Consider the following 21,146-nt stretch of genomic DNA (forward strand, 5'->3'; position numbering starts at 1 on the left):
CTGAAAGCATCTAAGCGTGAAGCCCCCCTCAAGATGAGATTTCCCAGTATGTAAGACCCCTTGAAGACGACGAGGTTGATAGGTTCGGGGTGGAAGCACAGCAATGTGTGTAGCTGACGAATACTAATCGGTCGAGGGCTTATCCTAAAGAGCTTATATGGTCCATACAACCTGTAGGCAACAGCTAAAGTTCAGCAGCAACATCTTTCGTATCCAGTTTTCAGGGCGCAATACCGCTCTGGAATTCATGGTTATGTCTTTTCTGAAGTGATTCGGGAAGCATAATCAAATGAAAATGGTTGTGTTTTTCGAAGTAATTCGAGAGGTACAATCAGTGAAAAACACTGTTTGGAGAGATACCCAAGTGGCTCAAGGGGACCCTCTGCTAAGGGGTTAGACTGCGTAAGTGGTGCGAGGGTTCGAATCCCTCTCTCTCCGTACGAACTTTTTTATCATCATAGCTAGGCCCGTTGGTCAAGGGGTTAAGACACCTCCCTTTCACGGAGGTAACAGGGGTTCGAATCCCCTACGGGTCACCATTATTATTTGTTTAACGACGCGGGGTGGAGCAGCCCGGTAGCTCGTCGGGCTCATAACCCGAAGGCCGCAGGTTCAAATCCTGCCCCCGCAACCAATTCCTTCATCTAGAAGCAGATGAAACCATACCTTGCCGTTGTAGCTCAATTGGTAGAGCAACTGACTTGTAATCAGTAGGTTGGGGGTTCAAGTCCTCTCGACGGCACCAGTTTTTTTGCGGAAGTGGCTCAGCGGTAGAGCATCGCCTTGCCAAGGCGAGGGTCGCGGGTTCGATTCCCGTCTTCCGCTCCATCTTTTCTCGGGATGTAGCTCAGCTTGGTAGAGCACCTGGTTTGGGACCAGGGGGTCGCATGTTCAAATCGTGTCATCCCGACCATTTTCATTTTTTACTTAAACGGTAACCACTAACTTCGTCGAATTGAGGCGAACGGGAGTGGTTTTTTTTGAAATTATTTTACTCGTATTGCTGCTCATTATATCGCTAGGAGGTAGGTTATGCTTAAGCTCGGAGTTCTMGATCAGGTGCATATAAGTGAAGGTCAGACAGCGGGACAAGCGCTGCAGGAAGCGACGCGTCTCATTCAGGAGACGGAGAGGCTAGGCTATAGCCGGTTCTGGGTATCGGAGCATCACGCGACAAGAGCGCTTGCATTCTCTAGCCCTGAAGTGCTTATCGCGCATTTGGCAGCGGCTACGTCGACGATACGCGTAGGATCAGGCGGGATCATGCTGCCTCATTACAGTGCCTACAAGGTAGCTGAAAACTTTAAGCTGCTAGAGGCGCTCCACCCGGGCAGAATCGACGTTGGGCTAGGCCGAGCGCCGGGCGGTATGCCGATCGCGACAAGAGCGCTGCAAGCGGATAAGTTCGTTGATGTGAATAAGTACCCACAGCAGGTACTGGACTTGGCAGGCTTTCTGCGTGATAAACAGCCTTCGGGACATCCTTTCGAGGGGCTGTTGACTTCTCCATCGATCCCGAGCGCGCCGCCGATCTGGATGCTCGGCTCTAGCGGAGAAAGCGCAAGAATGGCCGCGCAGCTAGGTTCGGCTTATGCTTTCGCGCAGTTTTTCGGCACACCGGGCGGAGAGGAAGCCATGCGATATTATCAGACTCACTTCCAGCCTTCCAAGCTGCTCGGCGATAAGCCGCAGGCTATGATTGCTGCATTAGTTATTTGTGCKGATACGGACGAGGAAGCGAATGCGCTTGCGACAAGCAGTGATTTATTTTTCCTGCAGCTGTCGACGGGACAGCAACTGCTTAATCTGCCTTCTGTGCAGACGGCGTACGACTACCCATATACGGAAGCAGACTATTTAAGAATTAAGCATACGCGCCAAACGAGAGTCGTAGGTTCTCCCGAGAAAGTGAAGCAGCAGCTTATCGAGCTAAGCGGGGCTTACAATGTTAACGAGATTCTCATTAATAGCCCGATTCATAATTACGAGGCGCGTGTACATTCGTATAAGCTCCTGTCGGAGTTATTCGATTTGAACATAAGCAGTCATGGTTGATTAGACGATATTATGTGGTATAAGCAGCGATATTCGGATACACTACGAACACTTGGCGACCATTAAGCATACGCATATGGTCTAGTTGAAGCAAAAAAGCGTATATATTACGTTTATAGGCTGCATACGAAGAAGATGGAACAGAGACGAAAGGCGGCCATGCAGGAGAGGGAGCGATCATTGGTAATGGAGCTTATACAGAAAGCAATTGATCTTGCAGCAAAGGCTCACAAAAATCAAGTGAGGAAAGGTACAAACCTGCCTTATATTAGCCACCCGTACGGAGTCGGAATGATGCTGATGCAAGCTCAGTGCGAGCCTGAGATCGTAGCTGCAGGCATCCTGCATGACACGCTGGAGGATACCGAAATTACGGAAGCAGATCTGCTCGAGACATTCGGACAGACGGTGACTGATATTGTTATCGGATGCTCAGAGCCTGACAAGAGCAAGTCCTGGGAAGAGCGCAAGTCGCATACGATTGCTTTCTTGAAGACAGCATCGCTTCCGATCAGAATGGTTTCCTGCGCAGATAAGATTCATAATATTCGATCGACACGGTCAGCCATTGAGGCTGAGGGCGAGAAAGCGTGGCAGCGGTTCAAGCGCGGACGCGATAAGCAGGAATGGTATCATCGTTCGATCATTGAGAGCATTGGCTATCAATCAACCTTTCCGCTTCTCGAGGTGCTGATCAAAGAGGTAAACGGACTGTACGGCGAGCGGCAATAAGGGAGAATGATGGATATAATAGCGAAAATCAGGGGAAAATAGCTGCGCTGACGATTTTTATTCGTTGGAGCAGCTATTTTTATTATGATCGGTTACGATCGGGACAAGAGAAGGAGCGGATGAGTGGTTATGCGTTTGATTCGTATCGTTGCGGCTTTGCTGCTTATGGTTATGCTGAGCGGCACGACAAGTATAGTGAATGCGGCTGGCTCGCCTGGCGTGTATCATTTTGGTTTTCGGAAGAGCGCCGAGGGGAGGCTTCCCTCCATAGACGATGAGGGCTTCAAACCGATTGTGATGAAGCACGGCGCTTTGTTTCTTGGCGACTCGACCAAGAAGGAGCTGTACTTAACGTTCGATAACGGTTACGAGAACGGCTACACCTCGAAAATTCTTGACATATTGAGGGATAAGAAGACGCCGGCGACTTTTTTCGTGACCGGTCATTACATTAAGGATCAGCCTGAGCTGCTTAAGCGAATGGTATCGGAAGGGCATATCATCGGCAACCATTCGTGGAGTCATCCGGATATGACGACGTTGTCCGACGAGCAGATCAAATCCGAGCTGGACAAAGTAAATGTACAAGTGCGCGAGCTCACTGGACAGAAGGAAATGATCTATCTTAGGCCGCCAAGAGGGATATTCAGCGAAAGGGTGCTCGCTGTCAGCAAGCAGGTCGGCTATACGAACGTATTTTGGTCAGTCGCTTATAAGGATTGGGATGTTAATGCACAGCGAGGGCGCGAGTATGCCTATAGCTCCGTCATTAAGCAGCTGCATCCCGGTGCGATCATCTTGCTCCATTCCGTGTCGAAGGACAATACGGAGGCGCTGGGGGGCATCATTGACGAAGCTAGACGGCAAGGTTATGAATTCAAGAGCTTGGACGAGTTGATGGCTGGCTTGCTCTGAGTGGCCGTGCGCTCCGTCTTCGCCAACGAATAGATAGTTAGAAAGGGCGCAGGAGAAAACTCCTGCGTCGTTTTTGTTTTCGTCATAGTCAGTCATAAGCGCTAAAGGCAAGCGAGTGCGAGACGTACATCGAAGAGACTGCGTACATCGATAACGATGCCGCAGTCTCTTCTMTTTGCAGTATTTTACCGTAAGACGGCAACGCCGGTTGCAGCACTTTCGCTTGTATTTTACGTTATTCGGATGGTGATAAAACGTTCTCCTCCTCCGTCTTCCAGCTCGACGTAGGCATCGGGACCGGCGTTCAGTTCGATTTCGCCGTTGCCGTCCCCGTTGCGGATGAAATGAAGATGGTAGCGGGTTTGGCCGAAGCGGTAGATCGCTTTGTAGCCGGCCCATTCGGACGGGACGCAAGGATTCAGGTATAGACGTCTGCCTTGCCTGCGCATACCCAAAATCCATTCGATTCCGCTTTGATACATCCAGCTCGATGCCCCGGTATACCAGGTCCATCCCGCATGGCCTTGATGAGGTTCGGCGGTGTACACGTCCGCCGCCATGACGTAAGGCTCGCCGTAATAGGTTCTAACCTCGCGTTCGGTCCGCGTATGGTTGACCGGGTTCAGCATGCGGAACAGGTCGAACGCCTTGTCGCCGCGACCCAGCTTGCACCAGGCGACGATGCTCCAGATGACGCCGTGCGTGTATTGCGCGCCGTTCTCGCGGATGCCCGGCGGATACCCCTGAATGTAGCCGGGGCTCGGCTCGGTGCGGTCGAACGGCGGAGTGAGAAGTCTTACGACCCCCATCTCACGGTCGACCAGCTCGCGATCGAACGACTTCATCGCTTGTAGCGCGCGATCCGGCGCGGCCGCGCCGGAAATGACGGACCAGGATTGCGCGATGGCATCAATCCGGCATTCCTCGTTATGCAAGGAGCCGAGCCAGGTACCCCCGTCCGTAAAGGCTCGACGGTACCATTGTCCGTCCCACGCATGCTCGTGAAGCGATTCGGCCAGCTTCTCGCGGGCCGTCTTGTACATTGCGCTGCGTTCTTGTTCGCCTCGAGAATCGCATAAAGGCTCAAAGCGTTTAAGCACTTCACTGAGGAACCAGCCGAGCCAGACGCTTTCGCCCCTGCCTTCGTCGCCGACCAGATTCATGCCGTCGTTCCAATCGCCCACCCCGATATGCGGCAAGCCATGTTCGCCGATCCGCTGCAGCGACTTGTCGATGGCTTTGGCGCAATGCTCGTAGACGCTTTCGATTCGATCGGAGCGGACCGTCTCCTCGTATCGCTCATGCTCGCCTTCCCGCAGCGTTTCGCTGGTCAGATAGGCGACTCGTTCATCGAGTACCGTCGCGTCTTCCGTATGCTCGATATATCGAGAGACCGAATACGGCAGCCAGAGCAAGTCGTCGGAGAACAAAGTGCGGATGCCGCGATTCGTTTCTTCATGCCACCAATGCTGCACGTCGCCTTCCTCGTACTGATGCGATGCGCTTAGCAAAATCTGACGCCTCGTAAGCTCGGGTCTCGTGTGGAGAATGGCGAGCGAGTCCTGAAGCTGATCCCTGAAACCGAAGGCGCCTCCGGCTTGATAGAAGGCGGTTCGCGCCCACATGCGGCATGCAAGCGATTGGTACAGCAGCCAGCCGTTGAGGAGAATATTGCTCTCGACCGACGGCGTATCCACGACGATCTGGCCGAGCGTTTCCTCCCAATAAGAGGCTGTCTCCTGCCAAGCGGCATCGCAGCGTCCCTCGTCGGCGTATTGCCGAGCAAGTATCGCGGCTTGGCTTCTGGAAGAGGCGCAACCGAGCAGCATGATCACTTCCGTTTCTTCGCCAGGCTGAAGCTTCAGCTTGCGTTGGACGGCTCCGCAGCTTGCGTAATGGACGCCGTCCCGCATGTCCAGGCTTGGGCGCGACAAAGCGGCGGGCCGTTCCATGCTTCCGTTTCTTCCGACGAAAGCCAGTTGATCCGCTGTCCACGATAGTCCATCTTCTTCCGCCGCTTGCTGCGGGAAGACGCCGAGGAACGGCGTCGCTTCACGGAAGATGTCCTGATAGCGATTCTGAGCGGTCATGATTTCGGCTTCCTCGTTCCATTCACTTGCGATAAAGGAGGCGTTCGATTGGCGATGTACCCCGATTACCCACTCCGCATAATAGGTTACGGACAGGCGTCTTTCCGACGCAGAGTCGTTCCTCAGCTTCAGCCGCATGATTTTGACGGGATCGTCCATCGGCACGAACATCTTCATTGTATGGCTTATGCCATCGCGCTCGTGCTCGAAGGTCGTGTGGCCGAGGCCATGGGTGACCAGGTACGGCGCCACATGGCCGCCGGCGGCAGGAGCGATCGTCCATACGCTGCCGGAATCTTCATCGCGGAGGTAACCCATTTCTCCGGGCGGGTCGAGCACCGGGTCGTTCGACCAAGGGGTTAGCTTGCACTCCCGGCTGTTGCGCCAGAACGTATACCCGGTTCCGAGCTCAGACACGATCGTTCCGAACTCGGGATTGGCAAGGACATTGATCCACGGTGCGGGCAAATGCTTGCCGTCTTCAATGAGCAGCTTGTACTCTTTGCCGTCCGGCGTAAAGCCGCCCCAGCCGTTGTGGAATAATACGTCCTTGGCTTCGAGCTTGACGGCGCGGGCTTCCTGCTGCCGAGGCGCAAGGAGATGCGTGCCCTCAGACATGGTCGGTCTCTTTGAGGCCGAATCGCTTTCCCGCGTCCCGCGCGGCTTCCGAAGTTGAACGGCCAAGGAAGGTCCGCTCGCCCGGAGCGATAACCTCGCTACGGAAAGGAGAAGTGTTTCGTCGTCTTCCGACAGTCTGTCGGCGGGAAGGACTTGAATATTCGCGTGCCCGGCATCGAATCGGTCGACGCCGTGCTCGACGGCCCGGCTGAGCGCATCCTGCAAATCCTGTTCGTATCCGACCGGAGATCGGTTTAGTAGGACGAGATCGAAGCGGATGCCCAGCCTGCGCAAATATTCATGTCCGGTAAGCAGCTTAATTACGAACGGCAGGCGGCTTCGGTTATCGATTTCGGCGACGATGATCGGTCTGTCTCCCGATATGCCGAAGGACCACAGCCCGGGCTGTCCCTTGACGTTGGCTAGAATTCGCTTGCCGCGCTCGCCGCTAAGCGGAGGCGTATACAACACTTGCGCGGCAAGTCGTTGAAAGACGAACGCTTCCTCCAGCTCCAGCCCTAGGCTGCGGAGCTCGATTCGGCTTCGCGTCCAGGCCAGCTGGAACGTCCGCTCTACCTGCTGCGGCTTTGCTAATCCTGCTGCTCCTTCAAGCGCATCTTCCTTCGTTTCAGCTACCGAAGTTACGGCGTAGAAGATGGCTTGTCCACCGGGCTCTACTTGTACGCGCCGCCTCATTACGAAGGCCGGATCCGCGACGGAGCCCGTTTTTCCCTTTAGCCGGTTCCGGATCGCTTGCGGCTCCTCCAAGCGGTACCCTCGTCCGATGAAAGCCGATCGGTCGGTTTCGAATTCCGGTCCGCCGAACGTTCCTCTTTCCGCCACGAGGGTATGGGCAGCCCATAGCGCTTGATCCTTGGCCTCGCGTTTTCTGCGGCTGGCCACGAGACAACCGCTGTTTTCGTCGTATGCAGTGCGGATGAACAGCTTGCTGAAGGCGGTATGCGCATCGTCCGCGATCGGATTTGCAAGTGCTAGCTCCAGGTACGACGTGACCTCCAGCATCAACGGCTCGTCTCCTTCATTGACAAGCGTGATGCGCCGTACTTCCGCGTCGGTTTCAGGAGATACGCAAATTTCCATGAGCGTCCTCACAACGCCAACGCGGCGTTCGAACGTTGCTTTGTCCGGCTCGAAACGAATGCGTTGCTCCGGCGTTTCAGTCCGGCATGGCTGGAAGGAGGGGGACCATATCCGATCGGAAGCGACATCGCGAACATAAATATAGGATCCCCAAGCGTCCTTCACCGGATCTTCTCTCCATCTGGAGACGGAAAGACCTTCCCAGCTGCTGAAGCCGCTGCCGCTGGCCGTGACGATCGTGCTGAATCGGCCGTTGGACAGCACGCATGCTTCGGGCGTCGCGGTATGGGGGGAGGTGAATTCGCGAACCGGCTCGGTTTGAATCGGCAGTGTTTCCCTATCGGTCTGCGAGCGGTGCAAAGCGGGATGCCGGATTAATTTGGCTTGGCGAGGAATCCGCTCCTGAAGCAGCAGCTCGGCCGCGCGCACCTCTTTGTTCCGATGGAAACGGTCGATCATGGAATGAGGGAGTAGCATATTGGACAAGGTCGCCAGGCTCATGCCTTGATGATGCGCCATGAAGCTTCGGATGACCGCGTGCTGTCCATCATGCTTCAGCCGTCGCGGCGTAAAATCCATCGCTTCGTAATACCCGTACGGTCCCCGGGCGCCAAGTTCCTCCATCCGATGCAACGCACGAAGCCCCTCTTGGGGTGCATAAGGTAAAGCCATGATCGTTGCGTAAGGGGCCAACACCAAGTCCTGTTCCAGTCCGCGTTTGAAGCCGAGACCCGGCACCCCGAAGGCGCGATACTGATAGTTCAGTTGATGATCGAAAGCGAAATAGCCGGACTCGGATATGCCGAACGGCACGTTCCGCTGCTTGGCGTATTCAATCTGGCGAGAGACCACGGCTTTGTAAGTGCTGTCCCAAATCGTATGCCGGTATGTCTTCATGAGCAGCCAAGGCATCAAATATTCGAACATCGTGCCGCTCCAGGAGAGCAGCGCCGACTTGCCGCCGACCTTCGTCATCGTACGCCCGAGCGCGTTCCAATGGGAGACCGGCACCTGTCCCATCGCGATGGCGACGAAGCTCGCCTGCCTTGCTTCGGAAGCGAGCAGATCGTATAACACTTCGTCCCGTTCGCGACGGGCGACATGATAGCCGAGCGAGAACAAATTCGTCTTTGAATCGTAAAGATGCCGGAAGTCGGTGCCCTGGGTTAAGTCATCGATCCGGTCGGCCAACCGATTGCCTCGCGTCATCAAGTCGCCTTTGCCGGCATTCCCCAGCTCATCCGCGAAAGCGACCTCGTATCGTTTACTCTGCCGGTGTTCCATGCCTTTATAATCTGGCATGCCCGCTTTACTGCCCCAGTCCGCGCGCATCCACTCGATTAGACCTTCCTTTACCGTTATAAGGGCGGCCACCAAGTTACCCGAATCAACGGTGGACACGTAGATAGGCATAAGCGGAGCGAGCGATTCCGTGTCGTACCAGTTGTATAGATGTCCTTCCCACTTTTCAAGCCGCTCTATCGTACCGACCGTCCGCTCGAGCCGTTCGATCAAGCCGGTCGTGTCAATAAAGCCGAAGTCCCTTGCCGCAACCGCACATATGGCGTACATGCCGATATTGGTCGGAGAGGTTCGGTGCGCGACGCCTCGATCCGGTTCAAGCTGCACATTGTCCGGAGGCAGCCAGTTGTCCTGTTCGGTCACGAAATCTTCATAAAACGACCATATATCGCTAGCAAGATTGCGAAGCGTTTCCGTTTCCTGCTCACTAAAGGAAGCATCGCTATGCTCGGGCGAACCGTCAAGCCACCGGACGACAAGCGGCGCCGCGCACCAGAGAAGCGCGATTACGAGGACGACTGCCTTCGTCGCGGCCGAAGATCCGGGCAGAAAGGCGCCGGCAAGCATAAGCGCGGTAAGCGTGTAGCCGCCGGGCATGCCGGCGAGCGGTGACGCTCCCGCCTTGCTGCTTAACCGCTCCACTTCCGCTTGGCTTGTCCATTCCAGCAGCAATCGTTTGGACGCTATCAAACGGTACAGCGTCCGAAAAATGGCATCGAGCAGCATCGCGCTCTGGAACGGGAGCACAATGAACGATAGAAGCGCATGTGCGGCCGTCCGCAGTATGCTGCCGGGACGCCGAATCAAGCCGGCGAACGAGAAGAGCTGGCGAATGACCGGCAGCAGCATGGTTGCCAGTACGATGGCGTACCAACTGAGAGGAGAACCCGGCAGCAGCGGTGCCGCCGTCAGCAGAATCGCCAGAAGCACAGGCTGAAGCAGGCTGCGCCTTAGATTATCCGCAATTTGAAAGCGAGTCATCGCCGATAAGTTAGTGGGCGAGACCATTCCCTTGGCGTTTCTCGCTGCACTCCTAAGCCAAGGCAGCAGTTGCCAATCTCCGCGCGTCCAGCGATGAAGCCTCTTTTGCTGCGACAGGAAGGTCGGCGGATGATCGTCGATCAACTCGATATCCGACAGGAAACCGGTTCTCAGGAAGCTGCCCTCCAGCAAATCGTGACTGAGCACGCGGTTCTCCGGGAATCGTCCTCCAAGAACGCGGTGGAACGCGTCGACGTCGAAGATTCCTTTGCCGGTAAATATGCCTTGGCCGATCGCGTCTTGATACGGATCCGACACCGCGAAGGCATAAGGATCGAGGCCGGTTTCGAAAGCGAAGAGAGCCGTTAGCCTCGACTTCCGCGCGCTTTCGTAGGTCATGCCGATCCTCGGCTGGAGCACGCCGTAGCCCTCGGCTACTTTCGTACCGCTTGAATCCAATCTGGGACGATTGTACGGCAGATGGATCGCTCCGATCATGCGGCGAGCGCTTTCGAGTGGAAGCTGCGTATCCGCATCAAGCGTGAGGACGTAGCGGATCCCCTCCAGCACGGTGCTATCACCGTAAATTACTTCGTAGCTTGTATTACGTTCCCCCTTCAAAAGCTTTACGAATTCCTCCAGCTTGCCCCGCTTGCGCTCCCAGCCCATCCATGAACGTTCGGAAGGATTCCATAGCCTGCTGCGGTGAAACCAATGAAACGTGGCTGCAGGATATTTAAGGTTCAACCGTTCGGTTTCCGCCTTCGCCAGCCGCAGCAGGCTATCATCCTCGGACAGTTTCTCCGCGTCCGCATCATGCAAATCGCTTAGTATGCCGAAATGGATATTGGATTCTCGATTCGCCAAATAATGAAGCTCCAGACGGTCGAACGTCGCTCTAATATTGTCTGGCCTGCTCCAAATGACGGGAATGATGACCATTGTCGACGCTTCAGACGGCACGCCTTCAGAGAAATCGTAGCGCAGCAGACGGGTCGGCAGCGTCATTCGTTCGATGAGCCAGTGAACGACTGTGATGGCCCATTCGCTTGCCGGGATCAGAAGTAGCATTAAGCAGGCCGAAAGAGCGCCTACGGAAAGGGGGAGGTCCAGTCCTCCCTGCGCGCCGATCGCGATGAAGAAACCGACGAGAGCGATTAACGTTCCTAATGCGACCATCTGCAAATACAGGCCGGATGCGCGAAGACGAAGACCGACCTCCGGAAGGGCGCCGGCTTTGCCGCATTGCTTCAACGCCTGCTGAAGCTCTTTCATGCCGCGCGCGTCCAGCAAATAATAGGACACATAGCTGCTTCTGGAAGGGGAAGCCTGAGGTGTCTTCTCCGAAGCGGCGGTTAAGTAGCGATCGTCGGCCAAACGGACGGCTTGGGATGCCACCAAATTTTCTGGCACCTTCATGCGGCGGGCAAGCAGCTCTACCCGATATCGCAGCGTATGCCGGCTTGCTCCATCCAATCGCGGATAATCGCCTGCCTGCTCTTGCCGCAGCGTTTGCTCGATAATGCTGACGCGTTCGAAAAGTTCATTCCACAACCAGCGCGAGAGCTTGCGCAAGCTGCCGAGTACGTTGCCGACAGCGACTTGATATTCGGCTTGCAGCCTATACTCGTAAGATAGGATMGCGTCCAAATCCGAGGGCTCATTCTCCAGCTTGCAGATCAACCATTCCCCGACATGCGCCGAATCCTCCGCATGTTCTCTGAGATGTTTGACGAGATGAACGGTCATGGCGCCGGATAACGGCATTTCGACATGCTCCGCCTCGAGTGCTTGCTTTAACCGCTCCGGTGTCAGCTCCGATGCGGGAATGGAGGACAGCATGCGCTCAACCTGTACGCAGATGGCCCGGCGTTCCTTCAGCGGCCCCGCGAGGGACACAAGCCTGCGAACGAGCTCCATCTTAAGGAAGAGCGGGATTGACCAAGCCTCGGCGGCAGTCAGCACGGCAACCTCCTGATAAGCGTCCAAATAAGCGATGAAAAGTTGTTCGTCTAGCAATCCATCGGTATACGCAAGGTATGCTTCGCATATCGAAGAAACTCTGGTCCTCGCGCTCTTTCCAAGCACGGGAAGCGATTTGACCGGGAAGCCGGCCAGCTCCAGCTTGATGCCAGCCAGCTCCGCTTCCAAAAATTCCGAATGGTCGAGAAACCATTCCTCGGCCGGCTGCTCGCAGGCGATGGCCCGTTCGTTCAACTCGGCGATAAACTGCCGGAGCTCCCTGACATCTTCCTCCAGCCAAAACGACAGCGACTTAGACGATATCCGTTTGCCGTGAGGGTCATGTTCCAACGCGAGCTTATGGGCATGTTCCTTCAATTTTACTTGACTCCATTCCATTTCCTTTATCCCCCATGGATCATAATTGAATAAAAGCACTTCTTTAACATTCCGAATTTTGGGGGATTTTATAAGTCAAACGCGCGTATTCGATGAAACCAATTCGAAATACACGCATAATGATGATCAAAACAAAGGGAGGCAGCAGGCTGCCTCCCTTAGTTTATTCGTAAAGATTTCGTCCTGATTAGCCCGTCACGCCCTCGCGCTTGCGGAAGAACGACTTCAGCGCGTTGTATACCTCGCCTTTTTCCTTGATGACATAATACATGAAGTGCTGCAAGTTAATATGCTTGTAGGCTGACATGAGCGTACTGGAGCGGTTATATTGGTTAACCTCGCCGTAGCCGAACAGGTTGGAACGCTTAAGCAGCTCACCGATGAGCTTCACGCACMGTTCGTTGTCGCTCGTCAGGTTGTCGCCGTCAGAGAAGTGGAACGGGTAGATGTTGTACAGGTTCGGATTGAAGCGGCTGTCGATAATTTCCAACGCTTTCATGTAAGCCGACGAGCAGATCGTACCGCCGCTCTCGCCACGGGTGAAGAACTCTTCCTCTGTTACTTCCTTCGCTTCTGTATGATGCGCAATAAAAACAATGTCGACCTTCTCGTACTGGTGCCGCAGGAAGCGTGTCATCCAGAAGAAGAAGGAGCGAGCCACGTATTTCTCGAACGAGCCCATCGAGCCAGACGTATCCATCATGGCCAAGATGACGGCATTCGACTGCGGCTTAACGATCTCTTCCCACGTCTTGTAGCGCAGGTCGTCGGGCGTTATGCCGTGAATGCCAGGTTGGCCGGAGGTGGCGTTGCGGCGCAAGTTCTCGATGATCGTCCGTTTCTTGTCGATGTTGGACATGATGCCTTTTTTACGAATATCGTTGAACCGGATTTCCTTCGTCTCGAGCTGATCCTTGTCTTTCTGCTTCAGGAACGGAAGCTCCAGCTCTTCGAACAGCATCGTTTCCAGCTCTGCAAGGCTGATCTCCGCCTCGATTATATCCTCGCCGGGCTGATCTCCGGCCTTGTCGCCTTTGCCGCCCTTCTGCGCCGATGAAGGGTCGACGCCGAGCACGTCGCCGACCTGACTGTCGCCATCGCCTTGGCCGACATGTTTATTTTTATTGTAGTTATAGACGAACCGATATTCATCAAGGCTCCGAATCGGCACCTTAATAACCTGTTTGCCGTCTGACATGACGATGCTTTCCTCAGACACGAGATCGGGCAAATTTTGCTTAATCGCTTCCCTTACCTTCTGCTGATGCCTGGCCTGATCTTGATACCCTTTGCGATGCAATGACCAATCTTCCCGTGAGACGCTGAACATGCCGTTGTCCGATGAACCCATTTCGGAGCACCTCCCCCGCTTATTTGTTGTTAAAACACCTGTTGTTAATCAATATATTCAACAGCCGAGCGGTTATGTGAAAGAATAAAACGTCTAATTCTAGCAATCTATCTAACGGTCTTGCGGCTGGGGGTGACATTGTGTCCAGTTCGACTGCTCATTTTTAACCACTTTGTATAATGTAATCAAAAGTTAATGTTATATAATATGACATATACAGTGATGAAGGCTTTCGCATACTTAACGCAAACTATGTTTGTTTTGAGGAGGGACTGCATGCATATACCTGAAGCTGCCAAGAAGGCAGAGATCATCGTCGATCAAGTGAGTATGCGTTTTGGGAAAAAGGGGCAGGAGTTCACTGCGCTCCAAGACGTAAGCTTCGAAATCTATCGCAATGAATTCGTATCGCTGCTAGGACCGTCCGGCTGCGGCAAGTCGACGCTGCTCAGGCTGATGGCCGACTTGCTTGAGCCTACGAGCGGCACGATTACGATCCAAGATGACCACCCTCGTGAAGTCCGACTCCGCCGTAAATTCGGCATTGTGTTCCAGAACCCGACGCTCTTCGAATGGCGGACGGTGAAGGAGAATATCGAGCTGCCGCTAGAGGTGCTCGGTGAGCGCAAATCGCAATACACTCCTCTTATCGAGAGGCTGCTCGAGATGGTCGGGCTATCCTCGTTCCGTAATTACTACCCTTGGCAGCTAAGCGGCGGCATGCAGCAACGTGTCGCAATTGCCCGCGCCCTATCGCTTGATCCACCTATTCTGTTCATGGATGAACCTTTCTCCGCGCTTGATGAGTTCACGAAGGAGAAGCTGCAGTTGGAGCTACTTGAGATCAAGAAGCAAACGAACAAGACGATCGTATTCGTTACGCACAGCATTCCCGAAGCGGTGTTCTTGTCGGACCGCGTCATTGTGTTATCTGCTCATCCCGGACGCGTCCATTCGGTCGTGGAAATGATTAGGGAGGAGGGCGATCTGTCCCATATCCGCGAATCAGCCCATTTCCACGAGATGTCGAGGACGGTGAGGAATTGTTTCTACAAGGAGAGTGATTCCTTTGACGGACAGATTGTTTAAAAGAGGGGGGCAGGGCGCTGTCCTTGCCTTATGGGTCGCCGCCGTCCTGCTCTTATGGGAAGCTGGAGCATGGTTCATCGCCGACGTCATGAAGACGACCGCCCCAGCCTCGAAGCTTCCATACTTGCATAAGGTGCTGGGAACACTAGCCGATCATCTGCCGACCTTGCTTAAGCAAGGGACGGTGACGTTCGGCAATTCGATTACCGGCTTCGTCATCGGTTCGATAGTCGGTGCAGCACTTGCGATTGTAATGAGTGTATCGAGAGCAGCCGAGTATACGCTGTCTCCATATATGATTGCCTCTCAGATGATACCAATTATCGGCCTAGCCCCAATTATTTACGGGATTGTCCGCGATGCCGAGCTGTCCAGAGTGCTGATGGCTGGCTACGTGACGTTTTTTCCGGTCGCGATCCATATGCTTCGCGGGCTGCGAAGCGTAAGTCCTGAGCAGTTGGAGCTTATGCGCACGTATGCAGCCTCGACATGGACGCTCTACAGCAAGCTGAAGCTACGTGCCGCGCTTCCCGGCTTGTTCGCAGGTCTGAAGCTGTCCGCGCCGCTCGCCATAACGGCATCTATCATCGTGGAGCTGATGGGAGCGCCGGACGGTATCGGGGTGCTCATGGTCAGCTCGCTCTACTATGGGACGTCACAGGTATATATGTTCTGGTCAACGGTGCTCATCAGCATGGTAATCGGCATCGCATTATATCTGCTTATCGCGGCAGCCGAAAGGTTGCTTACACCGTGGCAGCCCGAGTTCCGGGCGAAGGGGAGGGACGAGGCATGAAGGAGCTTGCGGCCGTCAAGTCAGAACCTCAGTCAGGTATGGCGGCGCTGCCTGCCGCGGGCAATGTACAGGAGCTGGATTCAGGGCGCGACCCTATAACGATTAACATCAAAGCAAATGAGAGAGGTCTGCCGCGTATATCAGCGGGCTGGAAAGCTTTGCAGCCGATGCTGCTTCCGGTAGGCTTCGCGATTGTATTCCTGCTCGTCTGGCAGCTTGAGGGATTCCATCGATTGTTCAGGCTGGAGCGCTATCAGCTGCCGATTCCGTCAGCGATCGTATCTTCCATAAAGGAAAACGCCGATTTGCTTTGGAGCTATTCAATCTATACGGGAATTGAGATCATAGGTGGTTGCATCATTGGTTCTTTGCTCGGTCTTACGGCTGCTGTGGCAGCCTCATTGTTCCCGAATGCGGGCAAAGGCGCGATTACGCTGCTAGCGTCGCTTAACGCCGTTCCTATCGTTGCGCTTGCGCCAGTCATGAACAATTGGTTCGGCAACGGCGTTTCCTCCAAAATTGCGATCGTCTCCGTCATGACGATGGCCACGATGGCGATTAGCGCCTTCAAAGGGCTGCGATCCATACAGCCTGCTTACCTCGATCTCATGCATGCCTATGCTGCGCCGAGAACGACCGTGTTTCTGAAGCTGCGCTTTCGAGCGGCACAGCCGGCTATCTTCACGGCGCTGAAGATCAATATGTCCACGAGCATCATCGGTGCAATCGTCGGGGAGTTTTTCATATCTTCACGGGGGCTGGGCTTTCTATTATCGGATCAGATCAAGCTTGGCAACATGCCACTCGCCTGGTCCTGCATCGTAATCGCCGCAGCGCTAGGCATCGTTCTCTATTATATCGTTCAGCTTGTTGAGCGGCTTGCTATACCGTGGCATGTATCGCATCGTAGACATTCCTGACAACGTTCATCCTGGAAGTACTCCGAATGGAGTTTTTCTCATATAGAAAACAATAGGGAGAGGAATGGTCTTCATGAAACAGAGAAACCGTACGATGCAAGCCGTTTCAACCGCTTTACTCGCATTAATGCTGCTCTTCGTCGCCGCTTGCGGCAACTCGAACGAGTCACCGCCTGCTGAAGACGATCCGAAGCCTACGGAGGGGGCAGCAACAGAAGCGACGGATAAGCCGTCCGACGCTCCTCTTACTAAAGTGAAGATTCAACTGAAATGGGTGCCTCAGGCGCAGTTCGCGGGTATTTTCGTTGCCAAGGAGAAGGGGTTCTATGCAGAGGAGGGGCTGGACGTTGAAATCATCCCCGGAGGCCCGGACGTTGTCATTGAACAGCAGGTCGTCAACGGAGCAGCCGACATTGGCGTAACAAGCTTTGACAGCCTCCTCGTCAACCGCGACAACGGTTTGCCTCTCGTATCAGTAGCGCAAATTCTGCAGCAAAGCTCGTACCGCTTCGTTGCCAGCAAGGAGTCGGGCATCGACGAGCCGGCTAAGATGAAGGGCAAGAAGGTTGGCATGTGGACGGGAAGCCAGCAATTCCAAGTGCTTGCCTTCATGGAGAAAAACGGCCTCGATCCGAAGAAGGATGTTGAGCTCGTGAAGCAAGGTTTTACAATGGACCAGTTCTTTAACAAACAGCTTGATGTAGCAATCTCTACGATCTATAACGAATATCATGTCGTGCTCGAGAGCGGCGTAAAGGAAGAGGACTTGTATGTATATGACTTCGAGGATGCGGGCGTAGGTATGCTGGAGGATACGCTGGTCGTTAAGGAGGATTGGCTGAAGAGCAACCGAGAGCTTGCGGTCAAAGCGATTAAAGCGACGATGAAGGGCTGGAATTATGCTATCACGAATCAGCCGGAGTCGGTTGACATCGTAATGAAGGCGGTAACCGAGGGCAGCACGACGAAGGAACATCAAACAACGATGCTTATGGAGATGGCTAAGCTTGTGAAGCCGGAAGGGTTCACAGAGGCACAGGTTGGCAGCTTCGTCGACGATGCGGTACAGAGAACGGTCGATATCTCGCTGAAGTACGAGTTGATCAAGAAAACGCCGGATTTGGCTGCGGCGATCGACAAGACGATTTTGGAAGATGCATTGAAATAAAGGATTGCTTGCTAAGGGCTGACGGCAAGGAAGAAGCGCCGATGAGCAGTTGTCTTCGGCGCTTCCCCACCGCTTAGCGGCGAGCTGGAGGAGGCGATAGCGTGTGAAAGAACCGGCTATGGACGGGATGAGCAAGGAGGAATGGCTGGACAAGGACCGCAGGTATGTATGGCATCATATCTCGCCGCATAACGACCATCCGATGATTGTCGTATCTGGGGAAGGCAGCTGGATTACGGATAGTGACGGTAACCGGTATTTGGATGGGATGTCGGGATTATGGTGCGTGAATGTCGGGCACGGGCGCGAGGAGATTGCGGAAGCGGCAGCTAAGCAAATGAAGACGATTGCCTATTCCACGCTCATTCAATCGCATGTTCCGGCGATTAAGCTCGCCGAGAAGCTTAACGAGTGGCTGGAAGGAGACTACCGCATCTTCTTCTCCAATTCGGGCTCGGACGCCAATGAGGTCGCCTTCAAAATCGCCCGCCAATACCATCACCAGAACGGCAAGCCGAGCAAGCATAAGTTCATTTCTCGGCATCGCGCCTATCATGGCAGCTCGCTCGGTTCGCTTGGAGCGACGGGACAGGCGCAGCGCAAGCTGAAATATGAGCCGCTGGCGATGGGCTTCTCGCATGTGCCGCCGCCGTATTGCTACCGCTGTCCTTTCGGCCAACAGGAGGGGGCCTGCCGCATGCAATGCGCGGAGGCGTTCGACGACGCGATTACATGGGAAGGTGCGGATTCGGTTGCCGCCGTCATCATGGAACCGGTTATTACGGGCGGGGGCATGATCGTACCGCCCGACGGTTACATGAAGCGGGTGCAGGAAATATGCAACAAACACGATGTGCTGCTTATCGTAGACGAAGTGATCTGCGGCTTCGGCCGGTCGGGGATGAAGTTCGGCCATCATAATTACGGCGTGAAGCCCGATATCGTAACGATGGCGAAAGGAATGACGAGCGCGTATTCCCCTCTATCGGCAACGGCGGTGTCGGCAAAGCTGTATGACAGCTTCAAGGATACGAGCAAGGCGGACAATCATTTGCGGCATGTGAATACATTCGGCGGCAATCCGGTTTCCTGCGCGGTTGCATTGGCGAATCTAGCGATACTGGAGCGCGAAGAGCTGGTTAGCCGATCTGCTTGGATCGGGGATCAATTTCGTGAGGGCCTGCAGCCATTGGGTGCACACCCGCATGTCGGAGAGATCCGGCATTTCGGATCTGCGCTCGGGATTGAGCTCGTTGAGGATAAGGGTTCGAAACGGCCAGCGGATGCATCTCTTGTCGCTTCCTATATTGCGTCGTGCAAGCGGTTAGGTTTGATCATTAGCAAAAACGGCGATACGGTGCCCGGCTTTGCCAATATATTGACCATTAGTCCGCCGCTTAGTTCGACCGATGAAGACGTTGCATTCATCGTGGATACGCTTCTGAAGGCATTTTCAATCTCGATGAAGGATGAGGAGAAGGTGATTGCATGACGCTGAGCCTATATTCGGGAGCGATTAATAAGGAGAGGCTCCACAGAAGAATTGAGGAGCTGTCGCTCATCGGGAAGATCGGAGATACCGGCGTCTGCCGTCTTGCGCTCTCCCAGGAGGACCGCGAGGCGGTCATGCTCGTTAAGAGCTGGATGGAGGAAGCGGGGCTTGAGGCGCATATCGATCCATTCGGCAATTTGATCGGCGTTATGGAAGGTGCGAACCCCACGCTGCCAGTCTTAATGCTCGGCTCTCATATCGACTCGCAGCCTTACGGCGGCCGATTCGACGGCGTTATCGGAGTGCTCGGAGCGCTTGAAGCCGTTCAGACGATGGCGGAAAGCGGATTTGTACCGATGATGAACATTGAGGTCGTTGCCTTCTGTGACGAGGAAGGCTGCCGATTCAATAAAGGATTGTTCGGCGTAAGAGGAATGACGGGCAAGCTGGAGGACGGCGAGCTCGCGCGGATGGATAAAAACGGGGTAACGCGTGAAGAAGCGTTAAGGCAATTCGGCTGCGACCCCGCTCTAATAGAAAGCTACCAGGTAACGGCCGATCGCATCGGCGCCTTCCTTGAGCTTCATATTGAGCAAGGGCCCGTACTTGAATCATTGGAGCATCCGATCGGCATCGTGAGCGGTATTTCCGGGCCGGTATGGTGGACGGTCGAAATGAACGGCTTCGCCGGACATGCGGGCTCGGTGCCTATGCCGATGCGGCGGGATTCGCTGGTCGGAGCGGCCAAAGTCATCACGGCGCTCGATCGGCTCGCGAGGGAGTCACCTGGTGCGCCGACGGTCGGGACGGTTGGATCGTTAACCGTCTTTCCTGACTCGCGCAACATTATTCCGGAGAAGGTGAGCTTCACCGTCGATTTTCGCGATATTGAGCTTAGCAGGAGGAATGGGCTGGAGGCTCGGCTGCTTAAGGAAATAGAGGAGACCGCCGCCGAGCACGGTCTTACGTATACGATTCGCGAGGATACGAAGAGTGATCCGCGCTATTGCGCCGACTGGATCAAGAAGACGTTGCGGATCGAAGCGGATAACATGGGCATAACGCCTCCGCCAGAGCTTATGAGCGGTCCGTTCCACGATTCGCTTACGATGTCTTACGTATGCGATTACGGGATGATTTTCGTCAGGTGCAAGGAGGGCATCAGTCACAATCCGAAGGAATATTCGTCGCCGGAGGATATAGCGCTCGGCGCAGAGCTTCTGTATCTCGCGGCAAGGCGAATCGCAAGCCGTGAAGGAGGGATAGACGCATGTCGAAGGTGAAGATCGGTTTAATCCAAGCATCGAACGAACTGCATGGCGACGAGCCGGTTGCCGCTCATAAGGAAGCGGCTATCCGCAAGCACTTAAAGCTAGTTAGAGAAGCTGCAGCTCAGGGAGCTCAGATTATATCGCTGCAGGAAATTTTTTATGGTCCGTACTTCTGCTCCGAGCAGCAGACGAAGTGGTATGAGGCAGCGGAAGAAATTCCGTCGGGCCCTACGACAATAGTGTTTCAAGAGCTCGCGAAGGAGCTTGGCGTCGTCATCGTACTCCCGATCTATGAGCGCGAAGGGATAGCAACCTACTACAATACCGCAGCGGTAATCGATGCAGACGGCTCGTATCTCGGCAAATACCGGAAGCATCATATTCCGCATGTGGCGGCAGGAGGCGGTTCATGCGGCTTCTGGGAAAAATATTATTTTAAGCCCGGAAATCTCGGATATCCGGTGTTTGATACGGCATTTGCGAAGGTCGGGGTCTATATATGCTATGACCGCCACTTCCCGGAAGGAGCGCGGGCGCTAGGGCTTAACGGCGCGGAAATTGTATTCAACCCATCGGCGACGGTGGCTGGTACGAGCGAATATTTGTGGAAGCTGGAACAGCCCGCCCATGCGGTAGCCAACGGGTATTACGTGGCGGCTATCAATCGGGTTGGCGTCGAAGCGCCGTGGAATATGGGCGAGTTTTACGGCCAATCGTATTTGGTCGATCCGCGAGGCTCGATTGTATCTATAGGAAGCCGCGACAAGGATGAGATCGTTATTGGCGAGATGGATAAGGAGCTTATTCGCGAAGTGCGCAATGTGTGGCAGTTTTATCGAGATCGCAGACCGGAGACGTACGACAATATCGTTAGCCTGTGATAGGACGAGAGGAAAGGAGCGGA

At 54.5% G+C, this 21,146-nt stretch carries 12 protein-coding genes, 6 tRNA genes and 1 rRNA gene; 17 read left to right on the forward strand and 2 right to left on the reverse strand.

What is annotated here, in order from left to right; all coding sequences use genetic code 11:
• From AC1DF0_RS25250 to pdaA, 10 genes are all read left to right on the forward strand, one after another.
• Window positions 1-147, forward strand: a 23S ribosomal RNA gene (locus AC1DF0_RS25250); the annotation flags it as partial.
• A 203-nt stretch (window positions 148-350) separates the two neighbouring features.
• Window positions 351-438, forward strand: a tRNA-Ser gene (locus AC1DF0_RS25255).
• A gap of 26 nt (window positions 439-464) precedes the next feature.
• Window positions 465-539 (forward strand) — tRNA-Glu (locus tag AC1DF0_RS25260).
• Window positions 540-557: 18 nt separating this feature from the next.
• Window positions 558-634, forward strand: a tRNA-Met gene (locus tag AC1DF0_RS25265).
• Window positions 635-669: 35 nt separating this feature from the next.
• Window positions 670-745: transfer RNA gene (locus AC1DF0_RS25270), tRNA-Thr, on the forward strand.
• A gap of 8 nt (window positions 746-753) precedes the next feature.
• Window positions 754-828 (forward strand) — tRNA-Gly (locus AC1DF0_RS25275).
• Between the two features lie 8 nt (window positions 829-836).
• Window positions 837-913: transfer RNA gene (locus AC1DF0_RS25280), tRNA-Pro, on the forward strand.
• 119 nt (window positions 914-1,032) lie between these two features.
• The gene (locus AC1DF0_RS25285; RefSeq protein ID WP_477575937.1) at window positions 1,033-2,055 is read left to right on the forward strand and encodes an LLM class flavin-dependent oxidoreductase; all 1,023 of its coding nucleotides are present in this window, start codon (window positions 1,033-1,035) and stop codon (window positions 2,053-2,055) included.
• A 186-nt stretch (window positions 2,056-2,241) separates the two neighbouring features.
• On the forward strand, window positions 2,242-2,787 hold the full coding sequence (locus tag AC1DF0_RS25290; RefSeq protein WP_477575939.1) for an HD domain-containing protein: 546 nt from the start codon (window positions 2,242-2,244) through the stop codon (window positions 2,785-2,787).
• Window positions 2,788-2,952: 165 nt separating this feature from the next.
• Window positions 2,953-3,702, forward strand: a complete 750-nt coding sequence (pdaA, locus tag AC1DF0_RS25295) for a delta-lactam-biosynthetic de-N-acetylase (protein ID WP_442050653.1) — start codon at window positions 2,953-2,955, stop codon at window positions 3,700-3,702.
• A gap of 230 nt (window positions 3,703-3,932) precedes the next feature.
• Here the strand turns inward: pdaA and AC1DF0_RS25300 are convergent, their stop codons facing one another.
• A complete protein-coding gene (locus tag AC1DF0_RS25300) occupies window positions 3,933-12,155 on the reverse strand; it encodes a glycoside hydrolase family 94 protein (protein ID WP_477575941.1) in 8,223 nt (2,740 codons plus the stop codon).
• Between the two features lie 187 nt (window positions 12,156-12,342).
• Window positions 12,343-13,506 carry a sporulation protein YhbH gene (gene yhbH, locus AC1DF0_RS25305; protein ID WP_477575943.1) on the reverse strand — a complete coding sequence of 388 codons (1,164 nt, stop codon included), beginning with the start codon at window positions 13,504-13,506 and terminating at the stop codon, window positions 12,343-12,345.
• A 276-nt stretch (window positions 13,507-13,782) separates the two neighbouring features.
• Here yhbH and AC1DF0_RS25310 point away from each other — a divergent pair, with 276 nt between their 5' ends.
• From AC1DF0_RS25310 to AC1DF0_RS25340, 7 genes are all read left to right on the forward strand, one after another.
• Window positions 13,783-14,595, forward strand: coding sequence for an ABC transporter ATP-binding protein (locus AC1DF0_RS25310; RefSeq protein WP_477575945.1), 813 nt, complete (start codon window positions 13,783-13,785; stop codon window positions 14,593-14,595).
• The gene (locus AC1DF0_RS25315; RefSeq protein WP_477575947.1) at window positions 14,576-15,391 is read left to right on the forward strand and encodes an ABC transporter permease; all 816 of its coding nucleotides are present in this window, start codon (window positions 14,576-14,578) and stop codon (window positions 15,389-15,391) included. The genes AC1DF0_RS25310 and AC1DF0_RS25315 overlap by 20 nt, the downstream gene beginning before the upstream one ends.
• Window positions 15,388-16,311, forward strand: coding sequence for an ABC transporter permease (locus AC1DF0_RS25320; RefSeq protein ID WP_477575949.1), 924 nt, complete (start codon window positions 15,388-15,390; stop codon window positions 16,309-16,311). Before AC1DF0_RS25315 ends, AC1DF0_RS25320 begins: the two co-directional genes overlap by 4 nt.
• 73 nt (window positions 16,312-16,384) lie before the next feature.
• Window positions 16,385-17,479, forward strand: a complete 1,095-nt coding sequence (locus tag AC1DF0_RS25325; RefSeq protein WP_477575951.1) for an ABC transporter substrate-binding protein — start codon at window positions 16,385-16,387, stop codon at window positions 17,477-17,479.
• Between the two features lie 118 nt (window positions 17,480-17,597).
• On the forward strand, window positions 17,598-18,971 hold the full coding sequence (locus AC1DF0_RS25330; RefSeq protein ID WP_477576112.1) for an aminotransferase: 1,374 nt from the start codon (window positions 17,598-17,600) through the stop codon (window positions 18,969-18,971).
• Window positions 18,968-20,254 carry a M20 family metallo-hydrolase gene (locus AC1DF0_RS25335; RefSeq protein WP_477575953.1) on the forward strand — a complete coding sequence of 429 codons (1,287 nt, stop codon included), beginning with the start codon at window positions 18,968-18,970 and terminating at the stop codon, window positions 20,252-20,254. The genes AC1DF0_RS25330 and AC1DF0_RS25335 overlap by 4 nt, the downstream gene beginning before the upstream one ends.
• Window positions 20,242-21,123, forward strand: coding sequence for a nitrilase-related carbon-nitrogen hydrolase (locus AC1DF0_RS25340; protein WP_477575955.1), 882 nt, complete (start codon window positions 20,242-20,244; stop codon window positions 21,121-21,123). Before AC1DF0_RS25335 ends, AC1DF0_RS25340 begins: the two co-directional genes overlap by 13 nt.
• The last annotated feature ends 23 nt before the right edge of the window (window positions 21,124-21,146 follow it).

The sequence above is a fragment of the Paenibacillus sp. 05T425 genome, from assembly GCF_056396205.1.